This is a genomic window from Pseudomonas sp. Irchel s3h9 (assembly GCF_900187475.1).
In the GTDB taxonomy this organism is placed as follows: Bacteria; Pseudomonadota; Gammaproteobacteria; order Pseudomonadales; family Pseudomonadaceae; genus Aquipseudomonas; species Aquipseudomonas neuropathica.
This window is the reverse complement of sequence record NZ_FYDH01000013.1, coordinates 146519-165612: the sequence shown is the minus strand read 5'-3', so window position 1 is coordinate 165612 and position 19094 is coordinate 146519. Positions and strand designations below refer to the sequence as shown.

The window sequence follows — 19094 nt, the reverse complement described above, 5'->3', positions numbered from 1 at the left end:
CGCGGCCATCACCTCTTTAAATGTTGCGGAGTCCACCTTGCGTCTGTTCCACACCTCCGACTGGCACCTTGGGCAAAACCTGCACGGCCAGGAGCGCGATTTCGAGCATGCGTGCTTCCTCGAATGGCTGCTGCGCCAACTGCAACTGGCGCAGCCGGATGTGCTGCTGATTGCCGGGGACATCTTTGACACGGTCAATCCGCCGGTCAAAGCTCAGGAACGCCTCTACGACTTCATCGTCAGCGCCCACGAACAGCAGCCGTTGCTGACCATCGTGATGATCGCCGGCAACCACGACTCCGGTTCGCGGATTGAATTGCCCGCGCCGTTGATGCGCCGTTTGCGCACCCACGCGCTGGGTCGGGTGCTGTGGCTGGATGACGGGCAACTGGACGCCGACCGCTTGCTGTTGCCACTGCCAAATGCCCAAGGCGAAATCGCCGCGTGGTGCCTGGCGCTGCCGTTCCTGCGTCCGGCAGAGGTGACGGGCGCGCATCTGGGCGACAACTATCTGCGCGGCATCGGTCAGGTGCACGAATGGCTGATCGAAGCGGCCAACGCCAAGCGCCAACCCGGTCAGGCGCTGATCGCCATCAGCCACGCACATATGGCCGGCGGTTCGGTCTCGGAAGACTCCGAACGCAGCCTCATCATCGGCAACGCCGAAGCCCTGCCCGCCAGCCTGTTCGGGCCGAGCATCAGCTATGTCGCCCTCGGCCATTTGCACAAGCCGCAGAAGGTCAACGGTGAAGAACGCATTCGCTACAGCGGCTCGCCGATCCCGTTGTCGTTCTCGGAGATCAGCTATCAGCACCAGATTCTCGACGTCACCCTCGACGGCGAAACCCTGGTCAGCGTCGAGCCGAAACTGATCCCGCGCTCGGTCAATCTGCAGCGCATCGGCCCGGCACCGCTGGCCGAAATCCTGCTGCAACTGGCCGATCTGCCGAACATCGATCTGCTCGCCGAAACCCAGCGGCAACCGTGGCTGGAAGTGCGCGTAACCCTCGACGAGCCACAGCCGGATCTGCGCCATCAAGTCGAAAGCGCCCTGCAAGGCAAAGCCGTGCGCCTGGTGCGTATCGCCGCTGAATACGCCGGTAATCGTGGTGCTGACGGCGTCGAAGACGGCACCGCGCTGATCGAACTCGACCAGCTCACTCCGCAGGAACTGTTCAGCCGCGCTTGGCTCGACAACTATGGCAGCGAGGTCGACGAGCAAACGCTGAAGGACTTCGCCGAACTGCTGCAAGACGTACAACTGGAGGGCGAGCAGCCATGAAGATTCTCGCCATTCGCTTGAAGAACCTGGCCTCGCTGGCCGGGCCTTTCGAAATCGATTTCACTGCTGAACCGCTGGCCAGTGCCGGTTTGTTTGCGATTACCGGCCCGACCGGCGCTGGTAAAAGTACTTTGCTCGACGCCTTGTGCCTGGCGTTGTTTGGCGCGGTGCCGCGTCTGAACAACACTGGCCGTGACGCCAAAGTCCCGGATGCCGACGGCGAAATTGCCACCGGCGACCCGCGCACTTTGCTGCGTCGCGGCACCGGCGAAGGTTATGCCGAAGTGGATTTCGTCGGTGTCGATGGCCGTCGCTATCGGGCACGTTGGGAAGCTAACCGTGCGCGCGAGAAGGCCGGCGGCAAGTTGCAGGCCAGCCGGCAGAGCCTGCGCGACATCGATCAGGATCAACTGCTCGCCAGCCAGAAAGGTGAATACAAAACTCAGCTGGAAGCTGCGCTCGGCCTGAACTTCGAACAGTTCACCCGCGCCGTGCTGCTGGCCCAGAGCGAGTTCAGTGCGTTCCTCAAGGCCGACGACAACGACCGCAGCGAACTGTTGGAAAAACTCACCGACACCGCGCTGTACACCCGTCTCGGCCGCCGCGCCTTCGACAAGACTAAAGAAGCCCGCGAAGCGCATAAGCTGTTGCAGGATCAGGCGACCGGCGTGACCCCGTTGGCGCCCGAAGCGCGGGCCGAGTTGGATGAGCGCTTCAATGCCGCGCAACAGCAAATGAAGTTGCAGCAGGCGCAGCTCAAGCAGCTTGAGCAACAGCACGGCTGGCTCAAGGATTTACGTGTGTTGCAGGACGCGCAGCAAGCGGCCGCAGAACAACTGCACAGTGCCCAGCAGCAATCGGAAAGTCTGGCCGGCGAGCGGGTGACACTGACGCGACTGGAGCAGCTCGGCCCGCAGCGGCACCAGTTCGCGCGTAAAACCGAACTCGATGCGCTGCTGACGCCGTTGGCCGCACAGATTGCTGCGCACTCGCAGCAACACGGCGAACTGACTGGGCGCCAAACGCAACTGGAGCAAACTCTGGAAGCGGCGAAAGTCGCCCTGAGCGAAGCGCAGCAACGGCAAAGTGAAAACGCGCCGCTGTTGCGTCAGGCCTTTGATGAGCAAAGCACCCTCGCCCGTCTGGCCAAGGATGTCGCGCAAAGTGCCGAAGCCCGAACCAATGCGCAGCAGGCTTGTACCGAAGGCCAGAACGCCATTCAAGCCTTGCTGGAAAAACAGACCCAGGTCGGCGAACGCCTGCAACGTATCGCCGCCGAGCTTGAGCAGAGTGCTCATCTGGCGCCATTGAGCGACGCGTGGAATGCCTACCGCGATCGCCTGCAACAGCTGATGCTGATCGGCAACCGCTTGAACAAGGGCCAAGCCGAACTGGCGAGCCTCGAAGAAAATGCCACGCGCAGCGCCGCAGAACTGACCACGCAGAAGCAGCAACTGGAAGTGCTGTTCAAAGAGGCCGGCGCCGAACCCGATGCCGTCGCCGAGCAAATCGGCATCCTCGGCACGCTGCTGCAGGACAACCGCAAACAACTGCGCGCCTTCGAAGACCTGTCGCGCCTGTGGGCCACGCAGCAGGATCTCGACAAGCGCAGCACCGAGTTGCAACAGCGTCAACTCAACGCCCAGCAGGAGCGTGATCGCCTGACTCAAGACGGGGTGAAAAGCAAAGCCGAACTGACCGTCGCCGAACAAACCCTCAACGTCACCCGCGAGCTGCTTGAACGCCAGCGGCTGGCGCGCAGTGCCAGTGTCGAAGAGTTGCGCGCGCAGTTGCAGGACGATCAGCCATGCCCGGTCTGCGGCAGCAACGAGCATCCGTATCATCAGCCCGAAGCGCTGCTGCAAAGTCTTGGTCGCCATGATGAAAGCGAACAGGCCAACGCCCAGCAAGTGGTCGATCAGCTCAAGGAAAAGCTCATCGAACTGCGCGCCGAAGTCGGTGGCGTGATTGCGCAACAGAAAGAACTGCTGCAACAGCAAGAACAACTGGTGAACCAGCAGCAAGCGTTGGCGCCAAGCCTCGATGCGCATCCGCTGTCCGCGCAGTTGTTCAATCAGGACACCGACAAGCGCGATGCCTGGCTCGCCCGGCAAAACGAGCAACTGAACCAGAGCATCACTCAGGACGAACAACGCCAGAGCGCCCTGCTCACCCTGCAACAGGATGCCGCGCGCCTGACCCAGCAATTGCGTCAGGCCGAAACCGCGCATCAGCAAGCGGCGCAGCACTTGAGCAATCAGCAGCGCGAGCTGAGCAGCGACCGTCAGCGCCTCGATGAAGAGCTGACCGCGTTCGGCAATCTGCTGCCGGCCGACACCCTTGAAGCCTTGCGCCAGGAACCGGCGGCGACCTTCATGCAGCTAGACCGGCAGATCGCCGAGCGTCTGGCGCAAGTCGATCAGCACAAGGAGGAACAGACCGAACAGCAACAGCGTCAGCAGACGCTGGAGAAAGAGCAGGATCGCCAGCAGACCCGCGTCCAGCAGGCGCAAACGGCTGAGCAACAGTTCAATGCGCTGGCCGAACAGCAACGACTCTGCCAGGACAAACTTGCGCAGTTGCTGGGTGAACACGGCAGCGCCGAACAGTGGCAGCAGCAACTGGAACAGGCTGTGGAGCAAGCGCGCTCTGCCGAAACTGGCACCGCTCAAGACCTGCAAAACGTACGCACGCAGATTGTGCAGATCGCCGCTGAACTCAAGGCGCAGCAACAGAGTTTGCAGGCGCTGCAAAGCGAGGAACAGGATCTGGCGAGCAAGATTGTCGACTGGCGCGCTCGTCATCCCGAGCTGGATGACGGCGGCCTCGAAGACTTGTTGCGCGTCGATGATGAGCAAGTCGCGCAATTGCGCCAGCGCTTGCAGCTCAATGAAAAAGCCATCGAACAAGCCAGGGTCTTGCTGCAGGAGCGTGATCGGTTGTTGCTCGATCATCAGTCGCAACACAACGGCAATCTTGATGCCGAGCAACTCACCACCGCTTTGAGCGATTTGCAGAATCAGTTCAATGTCAGCGAGCAGCAATGCGCCGAACTGCGTGCCGAACAGGCTGAAGATCAGCGCCGGCAGAACGCCAACCAGGCGCTGGCCCAGCAGATCGCCGATGCCTACGCCGAATATCAACGCTGGGCGCGACTGAGTGCCTTGATCGGCTCGGCCACCGGTGACACCTTCCGCAAGATCGCCCAGGCCTACAACCTCGACCTGCTGGTGCACCACGCCAACGTGCAGTTGCGCCAACTGGTCAAACGCTATCGCCTCAAGCGCGGTGGCAGCATGCTTGGCCTGCTGGTGATGGACACCGAAATGGGCGACGAACTGCGCTCGGTACATTCGTTGTCCGGTGGCGAGACGTTCCTGGTGTCGCTGGCGTTGGCATTGGGCCTGGCGTCGATGGCGTCGAGCACGCTGAAAATCGAATCGCTGTTTATCGACGAAGGTTTTGGCAGCCTCGATCCGGAATCGCTACAACTGGCGATGGATGCGCTCGATGGTTTGCAGGCGCAGGGGCGCAAGGTCGCGGTGATTTCCCATGTGCAGGAAATGCACGAGCGGATTCCGGTGCAGATTCAGGTGCAGCGCCAAGGCAATGGTTTGAGCACGCTGGAGGTGAAATGAACACGCTGTATTCCTTCCGCCGTTGCCCGTACGCGATGCGGGCGCGGATGGCGCTGCGTTACTCGGGTGTACCGGTGGACATCGTTGAGGTCAGCCTCAAGGCCAAGCCAGCGGAGATGCTGGCGATCTCGCCAAAAGGCACGGTGCCGGTGCTGAATGCCGGTGGGCGGGTGATTGATGAGAGCCTGGAGATCATGCGCTGGGCGTTGGCGCAGAATGATCCGGATGATTGGTTGCTCAAAGATGACCCAGGTGCGCAAGTCATCATGGACATGCTGATCAGGACCAACGACGAGAACTTCAAAACATCGTTGAACCACTACAAATACGCCGAGCGCTATCCCGCGGAGCCGATGGAGGCCTATCGGATGCGATGCTCAATGATTGCGCATCATCTGGATCTGACGCTGGGTGAATACGACTACCTGTTGGCTGACCATCCGTGCCTGGCCGATATCGCCCTGCTGCCCTTCGTTCGGCAGTTTGCCCATGTTGATCGCGAGTGGTTTGCACAGACGCCTTATGTTCGCTTACAGGCCTGGTTACAGCGCTTCCTCGAATCAGACCTTTTCACTTCAATTATGAAGAAGTAACTCAATGTAGGAGCTGCCGAAGGCTGCGATCTTTTGATCTTATAAAGGCAAGATCAAAAGATCGCAGCCTTCGGCAGCTCCTACAGGGTCAAGCCAGCGCGTTGCACATGCCGAGGGCCATGCAATCTATCTCGAATGGCCCGAGAAAATCCGCCGAGACTTTTACCGGCGGATTGCCGGCCATCAGCCCTAGCGTATTTGCTCTCTCGATATTGTGCGCAATGTTGTGATTGGCCTCTATGGCCCGGGCCAGTGCGCCCACCGAGCCTTGACCGATACCCAATAATGAAGCGCCGTTGGTGAAAAACGCCAAACCGGCGACTACCCAAAGTCTGTAGCCTTTCATGCTCCGCCGACTCCTGCGAGTTCGGCCCGGTCGACCATCACGCTTTGCGAGCGGACTTCGAACTGGATGCCGGGGTGGTCGACTTGAATCGGTGCGTCGAAGGTGTGTTCCATCTGCGATGCGATGCTGACGACCAGCACCACGACCAGGTAAAGACCGATGGCCAGGTAGGCGCCGCGTTTGGCTGAATGAAGGATTGCGCTGGCCATGGTGTTCTCCCGTGGGCATGTTTCGATGCCCACAGAATCGATCAAAAAAGCCGTGGCAACCACTCAGGGTTTTCCATAGTAAACATCAGCTTCGTTGATTATTTAGCCAGTCTATTTGCGTGTTTGAACAAACCTATCGGTTTGCGAAAAACACACGCACACGTGTAGGAGCTGCCGAAGGCTGCGATCTTTTGATTTTGCTTTTAAAAACAAGATCAAATGATCGCAGCCTTCGGCAGCTCCTACAGGGAGTTGTGCGCAATGGGCATTTCAGTGTTGGGCTTTGTGATCCAGGGCGGCGTAGAAGTTGGCGCTCTGTTGCAGGTATTTCTGGGTGTAGCTCTGGGTGTGGGATTTTTTGCTGTTGATTTCAACGTTGGCACTGGCTGGCAGCACAACGGTGGCGGAGATGGCGGAAGCGGCAATCACGGAGAAGAGATTGAAGTTCATGGCGGTAACCCTCGTGTTCGGTTGGCTTGCTTGCCCGGTTGGGCTGTGAAGCAAACTTAACGCTCAAGGGTTGATCGCTTGAAATGCTTTGTAGCATTACCGGATATCAGCGCGATTAATACAAAGAGACAGGCCCCTTAAACCGGGGCCTGTGGCTTATTGTCGCACGATAAACTTGAGGTCGCTGGGCGCGTCCATCGGCAGTTTCTGCACGGTTTTGCCGAGCAGACCGGTCTTGCCATCGCGCTCGACGACGACAATTTCGTTGCTCTTCTGGTTGGCAATCAGCAGGAATTTGCCACTTGGATCGAGGCTGAACTCGCGCGGGTGATCACCGTCCACCGAACGCTTTTGCAGCTCTTTGAGCTGGCCGGTGGCCGGATCGATCGCGAACACCACCAATTGATTGGCGGTACCACGGTTGCTGACGTAGAGGAACTTGCCATCGGCCGAGGCATGCAGCGCGGCGCCGGCCTTGTCCGAGGTTGGCTGACCAGCGGCCAGATCGACCAGTTGCGTCTGGGTCAGCACGCCATCGTGGTAATCGAACACCGCGACTTGCGCGCTCATTTCCATGGTCAGCCAGGCGTGTTTGCCGTCAGCGCTGAACAGCAGATGACGCGGGCCGCTGCCGGCCGGCAAGGGCACTGCAGCGGTCATCGCCGGCGTCAGCGGCAAGTCCGGGTTGGCCTTCGGATCGAACAGGTAAACGAAGACTTTGTCCGCGCCCAGATCGTTGGAGAACACGTAGCGGCCGTCAGGCGAAGAAACCGTCGAGTGCACGTGGTTGGAGGCCTGGCGCTCAAGATTGATCCGGCTCGCCGGGTGCGCGCTCATCTGCACGACGGGTTTGAGTTTGCCGTCGGCACCGACCGGCAATACCGCCAGCGTTCCACCCGGATCTTCCATCACCGAATAGTTGCTGACGAACAAGTGGCTGGCATCACCACTGAGGCTCGAATGGGTCGGCTCGTTGCCCAGGCTCTGCACTTGATTGATCAGGGTCAGCGTGTGGGTTTTCGGATCGATCGAATAGCTGCTGACACGGCCAACCGGGTCTTTCTGGCCCGGGCCGTTTTCGTTGACCACGAACAGGCGACGCTGGTCTTTGGACAGGGTCAGCCATGACGGGTTTTCGCTCTTGACCACCTGTAGCGGTTTGGCGGCGATCTGGCCGGTGGCACTGTCGAAGTTCATTCGATAGAGGCCCTGGCTGGTGTTGGCGGTGTAGGAACCGACCAGCAACTGGAAGTTCTCGGCGGATGCGCTGGAAAGCCCCATGGCACCGACGCTGCCGGCCATCAGCAGCGGCCAGAATTTACGCATTTTCATTGATTGTCATCCTCGTCATCGCTGCTGCTGACTACGTCGCCATGACAAACCAAGCGGTGTTCGCCGATCGCTTTGGTTTCATTGAAATAACCGACGATCAACCAGCTCTGCAAAGAGTCGTCGAAAGTTGCAGCGGCAACCTGAACCGGGGTGAATTCCCAATGCTTGGCCGCTCGGCCGTCGATGCATTCGATGTGCAGATTGTCGTCTTCATCGAGGAAAAATTCGAAGGCGTGCAAGCCGTCGATTTCGACCATATCGGATTGTTCGAGGACGTCGAGAAGGGTTTGGGCAGTCATGGCAAACAGTCTTTCTAGGGGGGGAAAGGGCCAATGATAGCTCAATGTGATCCAGAGGCCTTATGGGAACCCTTGTGGGAGCGAGCCTGCTCGCGAATGCGGTGTGTCAGGCCATGAAAGGCTGACTGAAAGAATGCATTCGCGAGCAGGCTCGCTCCCACAGGGATATTGGCTGGCAGTTACAGCGCGTCGCGTGAGGACTTGCCGTCAACCAGGCGCTGGATGCGCAGCGGGTTGGCGTTCTTCAGCGGCTCGGGCAGCAAGCTGTCCGGGTAATTCTGGAAGCACACCGGGCGCAGAAAGCGGTCGATGGCCAGCGTACCGACGGAGGTGCCGCGTGCGTCGGATGTCGCCGGATACGGCCCGCCATGCACCATCGAATCACACACCTCGACACCGGTCGGATAACCGTTAAGCAGGATCCTCCCGACCTTCTGTTCCAGCAACGGCGTCAGCTCAGGGAAACGTTCAAAGTCCGCCTGCTCGCCAATGATCGTCGCGGTCAGTTGCCCATGCAGGCCGTGCAATGCGGCACTCAGTTGCGCCTTGTCCGCCACTTCGACAATCACCGTGGTCGGGCCGAACACTTCTTCCTGCAGCACTTCATCGCCATCGATCAACAGGCTCGCATCGGCCTTGAACAATTGCGGCTGAGCCTGATTACCCTGCTGCGGATTGCCGGCCAGATGCTCAATGGCGGGATGCGCCAACAGTTTCTGCAAGCCATTACCGTAGCTGCCGAGGGTGCCGGCGTTGAGCATGGTTTGCGCCGGTTGATCACCGATCAAACCCGCAACCTGCTGCACGAACGCGCTGAACTCTGGCGAGCGGATGCCGATGACCAGGCCCGGATTGGTGCAGAACTGACCGCAGCCCTGCACCACTGAAGCAGTCAAGTCGCGGGCAACCGTTTCCGAACGCTCGGCAAGGGCCTGCGGCAGGACGATCACCGGGTTGATGCTCGACATCTCGGCAAACACCGGGATCGGTTGCGGGCGTGCAGCGGCCATGTCACACAGCGCACGTCCGCCTCTGAGCGAACCGGTGAAACCGACTGCCTGAATCGCCGGGTGCTTGACCAGCCATTCACCGACGCCACCGCCGTAGATCATGTTGAACACACCGGCAGGCATCGCGGTTTTTTCCGCTGCACGAATCACCGCGTCAGCGACCAGCTCAGCCGTGGCCATGTGACCGCTGTGGGCCTTGAACACCACCGGGCAACCGGCGGCCAGCGCCGCAGCGGTGTCGCCGCCCGCCGTGGAAAACGCCAGTGGAAAGTTGCTTGCGCCGAACACCGCAACAGGACCGAGGCCGATGCGGTATTGGCGCAGATCAGGACGTGGCAATGGCTGGCGATCCGGCAACGGCAGATCAATCCGCGCACCGTAGAAATCCCCCCGACGCAGAACCTTGGCGAACAGACGCATCTGCCCGCTGGTGCGTGCGCGCTCGCCCTGAATGCGTCCGGCGGGCAACGCCGTTTCGCGGCAGACCACGGCGACGAAATCATCACCGAGGGCATCCAGTTCATCGGCAATTGCGTCGAGAAACTGCGCGCGGCGTTCGGCGCTGAGGCTGCGATAAGCCGGGTACGCGACAGCGGCAGCTTTGGCCGCTGCGTCGACTTCCTCAACCGTGGCCTGAATGAAATCGTGCGGCAACTGTTCGCCCGTCGTGGCATCGACGGAGTGCAGTTTGACGTCGCCAGCGGCGCTGCGCTGACCACCAATGTAGTTGTGACCGAGAATCTGAGTCATGGGATCTCCTTAAAGGGTGCCGATGCTGTCCGGTACAAAAGCCGCTGGAACCGGAACGATGCCATTGACCAGCGGCGCGCCGAATTCGGCCTGGCTGATTTCGAAGACGTCGCCCGGCTGGGTGCGGATGCCATCGGCGAACGACAGGGTCGCGGTGCCGAAGAAGTGAATGTGCACATCCCCCGGACGCAGGAACTGGCTGTACTTGAAATGGTGGTATTCGAGGTTGGCGAGGCTGTGGCACATGTTCGCCTCGCCGCTGAGAAACTCGTTCTGCCAGAGCACTTCGCCGTCACGCAGGATGCGACTGGTGCCTGCCAGATGTTGAGGCAGTTCACCGGTGCGAAGTTCCGGGCCGTAACTGCAACTGCGCAATTTCGAGTGCGCGAGGTACAGGTAATTCTTGCGCTCCATGATGTGATCGGAGAACTCGTTGCCCACCGCAAAACCCAGGCGATAAGGCTTGCCGTCGTTGCCAATGAGGTAGAGGCCGGCCATCTCTGGTTCTTCGCCAGCGTCTTCAGCAAACGGCGGCACCGGGAACGGCTGACCCGGGCGAACGACAATACTGCCGTCGCCTTTGTAGAACCATTCTGGTTGCACACCGGCCTGCCCCGCCGCCGGTTTGCCGCCCTCCACACCCCATTTGAAGATGCGCATGGTGTCGGTCATCGCCACTTCGTCGCCGGCCTGCTGGTGCATCTTGTCGCGGGCCGAGGCGCTACCCAGGTGAGTCAGGCCAGTACCGCTGACCAGCATGTGCGCCGGGTCCGGGTGATCGAGGGGCGGCAGGATGCGCAGTTGCGCGAGCAGTTCGGCGTAGTCGTGGCTGATGCCGAGGCCGAGGATCTGCACTTGCTGTTCCAGCGTGTTGCCGGCTTCGATGGCGGCGAGCGCCAGATCGCGCACGCTGCGCGCGTCTAGCACTTCGCGCACCAGATCGTTGTCGACCACGCCGACGCGGCGTTCGCGGTTGCTTAATTCGAATTGAACCAGATGCATATGTCCTCTCCTTTACACAAAACTTCGAAACACTGCAAAACCCTGTGGGAGCTGGCTTGCCAGCGATGACGGCGGCACATTCAGCATTAATGTGTCTGACAGATTGCTATCGCTGGCAAGTCGAGTCGTCGCACCGCAGCTCCCACAGGTTCGGTGGTGATGGGTCGATGGGGTTCAGGTGCGGGTAGCGCCACGGGCGCTGGCGGCAAATTGGTCAACCGGGAGCACGTGTTTGCGTTCCAGCACGCGGTAAACCACGCCCGTCAGGATCAAGCCGAACACCATCACGCCCGACAGGAAATACAGGCCGGACGCGAGATTCCCGGTGTACTCCTTCAACGCCCCGATCACGAACGGCCCGATGTATCCGCCCAGGTTCCCTACCGAGTTGATCAACGCGATCCCCGCCGCCGCACTCGCGCCGGCAAAGAAGCGCCCCGGCAAGGTCCAGAACACCGCTGTGCAGGAAAACAGCGCAAACGCCACCAGACACAACGCCGCCAATTGCGCCACGGGCAGCGACAGCCACGCACTCAGGAACAAGCCAATCGCGCCCAGCACATAAAGAACAGCCAGATGCCCGTAACGATCATTTAAACGATCGGAACTGCGCGGGATGATGAGCAAGCCGATTATCCCGAAGATATACGGCACCGACGACACAAAACCGGTGACCAGATCACTGCCGCCGAACTGTTTGATCAGCGTCGGTAACCATAGACCGAGGCCATAAATGCTCAACGTCACCGGCAGATAAAACAGCGCCAGCAGCAACACACGTTTGTCTTTCAGCGCATGCAGCGGGTTGCCGTGGCGGGTCTGGCCGTACTCCTGCAGATCCTTTTTCAGCTCACCGGTCAGCCAGTCTTTCTCGGCTTGATCCATCCATTTCACTTGTTGCGGACCGTCAGGCAACCAGCGCAGCACTGGCCAGGTCAGGAGGATCGCCGGGGTGCCGATGACGATGAACAGCCACTGCCAGCCGTGCAGGCCAAGGACGCCGTCCATGCCGAGCAAACCGCCGGACACCGGGCCGGTGATCATCATCGCGATCGGCTGGGAGAGGATGAACAGGCCAAGGATCTTGCCGCGATGGCGCACCGGGAACCATTGGGTGATGTAGTAGAGAACGCCGGGGAAGAACCCCGCCTCGGCCGCGCCGAGCAGAAAGCGCATCACGTAGAAACTGTGCGGGCCCTGAACGAAGGCCATGCCGATGGTGATCGCGCCCCAGGTGATCATGATCCGCGCAAACCAGCGCCGTGCACCGAAGCGTTCGAGCATCAGGTTGCTGGGGATTTCGAGAAGGAAGTAGCCAATGAAGAACAGCCCGGCACCGAGGCCGTAGGCGGCGTCGCCGATGCCGATGTCAGCGCCCATGTGCAGCTTGGCGAAGCCGACGGCGGAGCGATCCACATAGGCGATCAGGTACAGCAGGATCAGGAAGGGAATCAGTTTCAGCGTAATGCGCCGGATTAGCCGCAGTTCCTGGCTCATGAGATCGGTCTCCGATTGTTGTTTTTATAGAACCTCGGGGGACGCCTCTCACGGAAAAACCGTCAGGGCCATCCCTCCGTCGAAAACGACTATATAGTAATACTAATTCACCAACAACACTTCCAAACCTAGGATTTTGCGCTTAGATTAGGCCGTAGCTGGAACACTATAGTCATACAATAAGAGAATCGATCATGTCTGATAAGAAACCCACCCTGCGCTCCGCCCAATGGTTTGGCACGGCCGACAAGAACGGCTTCATGTACCGCAGCTGGATGAAGAATCAGGGCATCGCCGACCACCAGTTCCATGGCAAGCCGATCATCGGCATCTGCAACACCTGGTCGGAACTGACCCCGTGCAACGCGCACTTCCGCCAGATCGCGGAGCACGTCAAACGCGGGGTGATCGAGGCCGGTGGTTTTCCAGTGGAATTCCCGGTGTTCTCCAACGGCGAATCGAACCTGCGCCCGACCGCCATGCTCACTCGCAACCTGGCGAGCATGGACGTTGAAGAGGCCATTCGCGGCAACCCGATCGACGGCGTGGTGCTGCTGACCGGTTGCGACAAAACCACTCCAGCGCTGCTGATGGGCGCGGCGAGTTGCGATGTGCCGGCGATTGTTGTGACTGGCGGGCCGATGCTCAACGGCAAGCACAAGGGCAAGGACATCGGCTCGGGCACCGTGGTCTGGCAGCTCAGCGAGCAGGTCAAGGCCGGCACCATCACGATTGACGATTTCCTTGCGGCCGAGGGTGGCATGTCGCGTTCGGCAGGCACTTGCAACACCATGGGCACGGCGTCGACCATGGCCTGCATGGCTGAAGCACTGGGCACTTCCCTGCCGCACAACGCGGCGATCCCGGCGGTGGATGCGCGACGTTATGTGTTGGCGCACATGTCCGGTATGCGTGCAGTGGAGATGGTTCGCGAAGATATGAAACTGTCGAAGATCCTCACCAAGGAAGCCTTCGAAAACGCCATCCGGGTCAACGCCGCCATCGGTGGTTCGACCAACGCGGTGATTCACTTGAAAGCTATCGCTGGACGCATCGGCGTTGAACTGGATCTGGACGACTGGACCCGTATCGGTCGTGGCATGCCGACCATTGTCGACCTGCAACCGTCTGGGCGTTTCCTGATGGAAGAGTTCTATTACGCAGGTGGTTTGCCGGCAGTGCTGCGGCGTCTCGGTGAAGCCAATCTGATCCCTAACCCGAATGCACTGACGGTCAATGGCAAGTCGATTGGCGAGAACACCAAGGACGCGCCGATCTATGGCGAGGACGAGGTGATCCGCACCCTAGACAATCCGATCCGTGCTGACGGCGGCATTTGCGTATTGCGCGGCAATCTGGCGCCACTGGGTGCCGTGCTCAAGCCGTCCGCCGCGACCCCGGAATTGATGCAGCATCGCGGCCGCGCGGTAGTGTTCGAGAACTTCGACATGTACAAGGCGCGGATCAACGATCCGGAACTGGAGGTCGATAAAGATTCGATTCTGGTGATGAAGAACTGCGGGCCGAAGGGTTATCCGGGCATGGCCGAAGTCGGCAACATGGGCTTGCCGGCCAAGTTGTTGGCACAGGGTGTGACCGACATGGTGCGCATTTCTGATGCGCGGATGAGCGGCACGGCGTACGGCACTGTGGTTTTGCACGTGGCGCCGGAAGCGGCGGCCGGCGGGCCTTTGGCGACGGTGCAGGAAGGCGACTGGATCGAGCTGGATTGCGCCACCGGGCGGCTGCACCTGGATATTCCGGATGCCGAACTGGCGGCACGCATGGCGGATCTGCAGCCGCCGCAGCAGTTGTTGGTGGGCGGGTATCGTCAGTTGTACATCGACCATGTGCTGCAGGCGGATCAGGGCTGTGACTTTGACTTCCTGGTAGGTTGCCGAGGCGCTGAAGTGCCCCGCCACTCTCACTGACCTTCTCCACCGATCGTTCCCATGCTCCGCGTGGGAATGCCTCAAGGGACGCTCCGCGTTCCAGCTCTGAAATGGGACGCAGAGCGTCCCGGGCAGCATTCCCACGCAGAGCGTGGGAACGATCATTACCCGCCTCAAGATTGTCTGGTGCCTGCTATGATGCGCGGCATCTCCATCGCTCAGGATCGCGCCACTCCCCATGGATTACCGCAAACCTTCCGACCGCAAAAGCATGCATTCGCGCATCGTCCAGGAACTGGGCATGCAGATCGTCTCCGGACGCTTCTTGCCCGACGACAAACTGCCCGCCGAAGCCCTGCTCTGCGAGGAGTACGCGGTCAGCCGGCCGGTGTTACGCGAAGCCACGCGGGTGCTGGTGGCCAAGGGGCTGGTGTATTCCAAGCCTCGGGTTGGCACGGTGGTCAAGGCGCGGCGCGAATGGCACATGCTCGACCCGGACGTGCTGCACTGGCTGATGCAAAGCAGCCCGCAGAATGAATTCTTCAATGTGCTGACCAGTGTGCGCAGCATTATCGAACCGGCGGCTGCCGCCCTCGCTGCTCAACATGCGACCGAGGCTGATATTGCCGCGATTGGCGAGGCGTATCAGCGCATGGAAGCGGCGCCGACGCCGGAAGCGTTGTTGCAGCCGGATCTGGATTTCCATAGCCGGATTGCCGATGCGACACACAACGACTTGTTGGCGAATCTGTGCAATATGTTGTCGGTGGCGATTGCCGAGGCGTTGAAGCATTCGAATCAGCGGCCGAATCTGCATGAATTGGCGTTGCCACGGCATAAGGCGATTTTGACGGCGATCGAGAATCGTGATGCGCTGGGGGCTCGGCATGCGACGTTGGTGCAGCTGGATGATGCGCGTAGTGCTTTGAGTGTCGTGCTTGGCGCTGAACTCACTTAAGGCTTGAGACTGCTTGCCCTCACCCTAGCCCTCCCGAAACGTCGGACCGCCCAGAGGTAGAGGGGACCGATTGGGGGATATTCGGGATTTCCGCCGACTTGAACGATTTGCAGTGAATCCATAACCGACTGCCATCTCAAGTCGAATGATTTGCGTTAAATCCATAATCAACTCGGTATCTCAGGTCGAATGATTTGCGTTAAATCCATAATCAACTCGGTGTTTCAGGTCGATGTATCAAGCCGCACACCTCGGTCAGTCCCCTCTCCCTCCGGGAGAGGGTTAGGGTGAGGGGGCTCTTGATCTTAAAACACAAAAAAGCCGCAACCCTAAGGTTGCGGCTTTGTCGTTTCAGCCTTTCAGATCAATGCGCAAACAGCGAATTGCCCTTCTGCCCCGCCAGTTTCTCAGGCTTGATCAGGAACTTCGCCAGTGCCGGCAGCAGCCACAGTGCACCGAACATGTTCCACAGCAGCATAAAGGTCAGCATCAGGCCCATGTCAGCCTGGAACTTGATCGCCGAGAAGATCCAGGTGCACACACCGATCGCCAGGCACAGACCGGTGAACAGCACGGCTTTACCGGTGGATTTCAGCGTCTGGTAATAGGCTTCCTGCAACGGCAGCCCCGCGCGCAGGAAACTCTCCAGACGGCTATAGATGTAGATGCCGTAGTCGACACCGATCCCCACACCCAGCGCCACCACCGGCAAGGTCGCGACTTTCACGCCGATGCCCATGAACGCCATCAGCGCGTTGCCGAGTACCGAGGTCAGCACCAGCGGCAGGACGATGCACAGCGTCGCCGCCCACGAACGGAAGGTGATCATGCACATCACTGCCACGCAGATGTACACCAGAATCAGGATGGTCAGCTCAGCCTGCTTGATGACTTCGTTGGTGGCCGCTTCGATGCCGGCGTTACCGGCGGCGAGGATGAATTCCAGACCGTCCTTGTTGTTGTCCTTGGCGAATTCCTGCACCGCGTGCACCGCACGATCGAGGGTTTCAGCCTTGTGATCGTTGAGGAACACCAGCACTGGCGCCAGCGAGCAACTGTTGTTGTACAGACCGTCGGCGCGGGCAATCGAGTTGTTCAGCACGTCCGGGTTGCGCGACAGGGTTTCCCATTTCAGGTTGCCCTCGTTCATGCCCTTGATCATCTGCTTGGACACGGTCACCAGCGAGATCGCCGACTGCACGCCCTCGGTGTTCTGCATCTTCCACATCAGCTCATCGATCGGCGCCATGGCCTCATAACGCGAGCAACCTTCAGCCTTGGTCTTGACCATCACTACCAGCACGTCGGAACTGGTCGAGTAGTTGTTGATGATGAAGTTGTTGTCCTTGTTGTAGCGCGAGTCCGGACGCAGTTCCGGCGCGCCCTGGTCGAGGTCGCCGATTTTCAGGTTCTGGCTGTACCAGAGGCCGCCGCCGAAGGCGATCAGCGCCAGCACCACCGAAATACGTGCGACTTTCGGGTTGGCGAAGTTCGACAGCAGGCGCCAGAACGGGTGTTCGCGGTTCGCGTCTTTCTTGCTCTTGGCAATCGCGCGCTTGCTGATACCGACATAGGAAATGGCGACCGGCAGCAGGATCAGGTTGGTGAACACGATCACCGCCACGCCGATCGACGCGCCGATGGCCAGTTCACGGATCACGCCGATGTCGATGATCAGCAGGGTGATGAAGCCCACCGCATCCGCAAGAATCGCGATCATCCCCGGCAGGAACAGTTGGCGGAAGGTGCGCCGCGCAGCGGTCAATGCGTTGTCGGCCTCGCTGGATTGCAGGGCGATACCGTTGATCTTCTGCACGCCGTGGGAAATACCGATGGCGAAGATCAGGAACGGCACCAGCATCGAATACGGATCAAGTCCGAAGCCGAAGAAGTGCATCAAGCCGAGCTGCCAGACCACCGCCACCAGCGTCGTACTCAACACCGCAATGGTGCTGCGCACGCAGTTGGTGAACCACAACAGAAGAATCAGGGTGATGACGAAAGCGATACCGAAGAACAACACCACCATCACCAGACCGTCGATCAGGTCGCCGACCTTCTTGGCGAATCCGACGATGTGGATTTTGACGTTGGGATTCTGCGCTTCGAACTTGTTGCGGATCTTGTCTTCGAGTTCATGGGAGAACTTGCGGTAGTCCAGCGCGAGCAACTTGCCCTGGTCTTCCGGGTCCGGGTAGGACTCCAGCAGCGGGATGTCAACGATGCTCGACTTGAAGTCGTTGGCCACCAGACGCCCGACCTGACCTGACTTGAGTACGTTGTTGCGCAGCAGATCGAGACTGTCTTGCGAGCCGTTGTAGCTCTGCGGGATCACTTCACCGCCGGCGAAACCCTCTTCGGTCACTTCGGTCCAGCGTACGCTCGGGCTCCATAGCGACTTCAGGCCAGAACGGTCGACGCCGGAGATGTAGAACACCTCGTCGTTGATCTGGCGCAGAGTCTCCATGTACTCCTTGGAGAAGATGTCGCCGTCCTTGGCTTCCACCGAAATGCGCACAGTGTTGCCCAGGTTCGCCAGATCGTTGCGGTGCTCCATCATCTTCTCGATGAACGGATGCTTGAGCGGGATCATTTTTTCGAAACTGGTCGACGGCCGGATCAGCGTGGCCTGCCAGAACAGGAAAATACTCACCACCAGGCAGATAAGGATCACTGCCGGACGGTTGTTGAAGATCAGGCGCTCAAGAAACGTCGCCTTGTCCTGCTGAGGAGTGATCAAGGAAGTCATAGCCCCGCCTTCTTATTATTGATCTCGGCACCGTTTGGCAGCGTGGTGTGAACGCCACCCTGCCCGCTCAGAATCAGGTTGCCGTCGCCGGCAGCGGTGACCGACGACAGGGAAATACGATCCGGACGGTTGAACACGCTGAAGGTCTCGCCGTTGTCGCTGCTGCTGATCACCGAACCGCCGTTGCCAACGATCACGATCGAGCCATCTTCAAGCAGGGTCGCGCCGGACAGGCCGAATTCCAGCGATCCGCGCGCAGCTTTCAGCTCGACCTGCTCCCAGGTGCTACCGAAATCGGTGGAGCGGTAGAGGTTGCCGCGCAAGCCGTACGCCAGCAGGGTCTGCGGTTGCGCCGTGCCGATCACGCCGAACAGCGAACCTTCGTACGGGCCTTCGAGTTTTTCCCAGGTCTGGCCGTCATCGGCGGAGCGGAACATGCTGCCCGACTCGCCGACGATAAACAGCCCCGCGTCCTTCACCGCTGCGATGGCGTTGAGGTGGAATTGATCTTCGTTGTCGAGGCGGTCACTGACGTCTTCCCAGTTTTTACCGCCGTCGGTGGTTTCCATCAACGCGCCGTACGCGCCCACGGCGAGGCCGCTGTTGACGTCCTTGAACCAGACGTCGAGCAGCGGCGATTCACGTTTGAGGTCTTCGAATTGCTTGGCCCAGGTCAGACCGCCGTCTGCGCTGGCGAGGATTTGCGCGTCATGGCCGACCGCCCAGCCGTGTTTGTCGTCGACAAAATACACAGCCGTCAGCAGTTGCCGGCTCGGCACCTTGGCTTGCTTCCAGGTTTTGCCCTGGTCATCGGAATAGAGAATGTGTCCGCGATCGCCGACCGCGACCAGGCGTGCGCCAGCGTGGACGACATCGAGAATCAGGCTTTTCGCGGCTTTAGTAGATTCGGTGGCATAGACCACGTCAGCCGGGGCCTCGGCGGCAATCACCGGTGCCGATAACGTGGCAAAGCCCAGCAGCGAGAGTGCTGTGGCCAGCAACGCGGTGTTGCGTAACGCCGGCGGGCGGCAACGACTCATAGACCTTCCCCTCTTTATTATTGTTAGGCCATCTGGCCTTCAAGGGC

Annotated in this window: 15 protein-coding genes; 5 read left to right on the top strand and 10 right to left on the bottom strand. The window is 59.9% G+C overall.

Annotation, left to right across the window (positions count from 1 at the left end):
- The first annotated feature begins 37 nt into the window (after positions 1-37).
- The 3 genes from CKW26_RS21635 to CKW26_RS21625 are packed head-to-tail and all read left to right on the top strand — an operon-like array spanning position 38 to position 5513.
- Positions 38-1282 (top strand): exonuclease SbcCD subunit D C-terminal domain-containing protein, encoded by a 1245-nt coding sequence (locus tag CKW26_RS21635; RefSeq protein WP_093437857.1) that lies wholly within the window; start codon positions 38-40, stop codon positions 1280-1282.
- On the top strand, positions 1279-4920 hold the full coding sequence (locus tag CKW26_RS21630) for an AAA family ATPase (RefSeq protein WP_095050110.1): 3642 nt from the start codon (positions 1279-1281) through the stop codon (positions 4918-4920). The genes CKW26_RS21635 and CKW26_RS21630 overlap by 4 nt, the downstream gene beginning before the upstream one ends.
- Positions 4917-5513 (top strand): glutathione S-transferase, encoded by a 597-nt coding sequence (locus CKW26_RS21625; protein ID WP_095050109.1) that lies wholly within the window; start codon positions 4917-4919, stop codon positions 5511-5513. Before CKW26_RS21630 ends, CKW26_RS21625 begins: the two co-directional genes overlap by 4 nt.
- 88 nt (positions 5514-5601) lie before the next feature.
- On the opposite strand, the gene CKW26_RS21620 is transcribed toward CKW26_RS21625, so the two are convergent.
- The 8 genes from CKW26_RS21620 to CKW26_RS21585 form a co-directional block, all read right to left on the bottom strand.
- The gene (locus CKW26_RS21620; protein ID WP_095050108.1) at positions 5602-5859 is read right to left on the bottom strand and encodes a hypothetical protein; all 258 of its coding nucleotides are present in this window, start codon (positions 5857-5859) and stop codon (positions 5602-5604) included.
- Positions 5856-6068, bottom strand: a complete 213-nt coding sequence (locus CKW26_RS21615; protein WP_095050133.1) for a hypothetical protein — start codon at positions 6066-6068, stop codon at positions 5856-5858. The genes CKW26_RS21620 and CKW26_RS21615 overlap by 4 nt, the downstream gene beginning before the upstream one ends.
- 270 nt (positions 6069-6338) lie before the next feature.
- Positions 6339-6518, bottom strand: coding sequence for a hypothetical protein (locus CKW26_RS21610; protein WP_007917967.1), 180 nt, complete (start codon positions 6516-6518; stop codon positions 6339-6341).
- Between the two features lie 156 nt (positions 6519-6674).
- Positions 6675-7850 (bottom strand): lactonase family protein, encoded by a 1176-nt coding sequence (locus CKW26_RS21605; protein WP_095050107.1) that lies wholly within the window; start codon positions 7848-7850, stop codon positions 6675-6677.
- The gene (locus tag CKW26_RS21600; RefSeq protein WP_095050106.1) at positions 7847-8149 is read right to left on the bottom strand and encodes a DUF5629 family protein; all 303 of its coding nucleotides are present in this window, start codon (positions 8147-8149) and stop codon (positions 7847-7849) included. The genes CKW26_RS21605 and CKW26_RS21600 overlap by 4 nt, the downstream gene beginning before the upstream one ends.
- Positions 8150-8328: 179 nt before the next feature.
- Positions 8329-9909, bottom strand: a complete 1581-nt coding sequence (locus tag CKW26_RS21595) for an aldehyde dehydrogenase (NADP(+)) (protein ID WP_095050105.1) — start codon at positions 9907-9909, stop codon at positions 8329-8331.
- Between the two features lie 9 nt (positions 9910-9918).
- A complete protein-coding gene (gene araD1, locus CKW26_RS21590) occupies positions 9919-10911 on the bottom strand; it encodes an AraD1 family protein (protein ID WP_095050104.1) in 993 nt (330 codons plus the stop codon).
- A gap of 174 nt (positions 10912-11085) precedes the next feature.
- The gene (locus tag CKW26_RS21585; RefSeq protein WP_077573249.1) at positions 11086-12408 is read right to left on the bottom strand and encodes an MFS transporter; all 1323 of its coding nucleotides are present in this window, start codon (positions 12406-12408) and stop codon (positions 11086-11088) included.
- 194 nt (positions 12409-12602) lie between these two features.
- On the opposite strand from CKW26_RS21585, the gene CKW26_RS21580 reads away from it, so the two are divergent.
- Together CKW26_RS21580 and CKW26_RS21575 are read left to right on the top strand one after the other, a co-directional pair.
- Positions 12603-14339, top strand: a complete 1737-nt coding sequence (locus CKW26_RS21580) for an IlvD/Edd family dehydratase (RefSeq protein ID WP_095050103.1) — start codon at positions 12603-12605, stop codon at positions 14337-14339.
- Positions 14340-14538: 199 nt separating this feature from the next.
- Positions 14539-15258, top strand: a complete 720-nt coding sequence (locus CKW26_RS21575; RefSeq protein WP_064392969.1) for a FadR/GntR family transcriptional regulator — start codon at positions 14539-14541, stop codon at positions 15256-15258.
- A gap of 364 nt (positions 15259-15622) precedes the next feature.
- On the opposite strand, the gene CKW26_RS21570 is transcribed toward CKW26_RS21575, so the two are convergent.
- Complete coding sequence (locus CKW26_RS21570) at positions 15623-18007, bottom strand: RND family transporter (protein ID WP_095050102.1); 2385 nt, start codon at positions 18005-18007, stop codon at positions 15623-15625.
- The gene (locus CKW26_RS21565) at positions 18004-19047 is read right to left on the bottom strand and encodes a YCF48-related protein (RefSeq protein WP_095050101.1); all 1044 of its coding nucleotides are present in this window, start codon (positions 19045-19047) and stop codon (positions 18004-18006) included. The genes CKW26_RS21570 and CKW26_RS21565 overlap by 4 nt, the downstream gene beginning before the upstream one ends.
- Positions 19048-19094 lie beyond the last annotated feature (47 nt).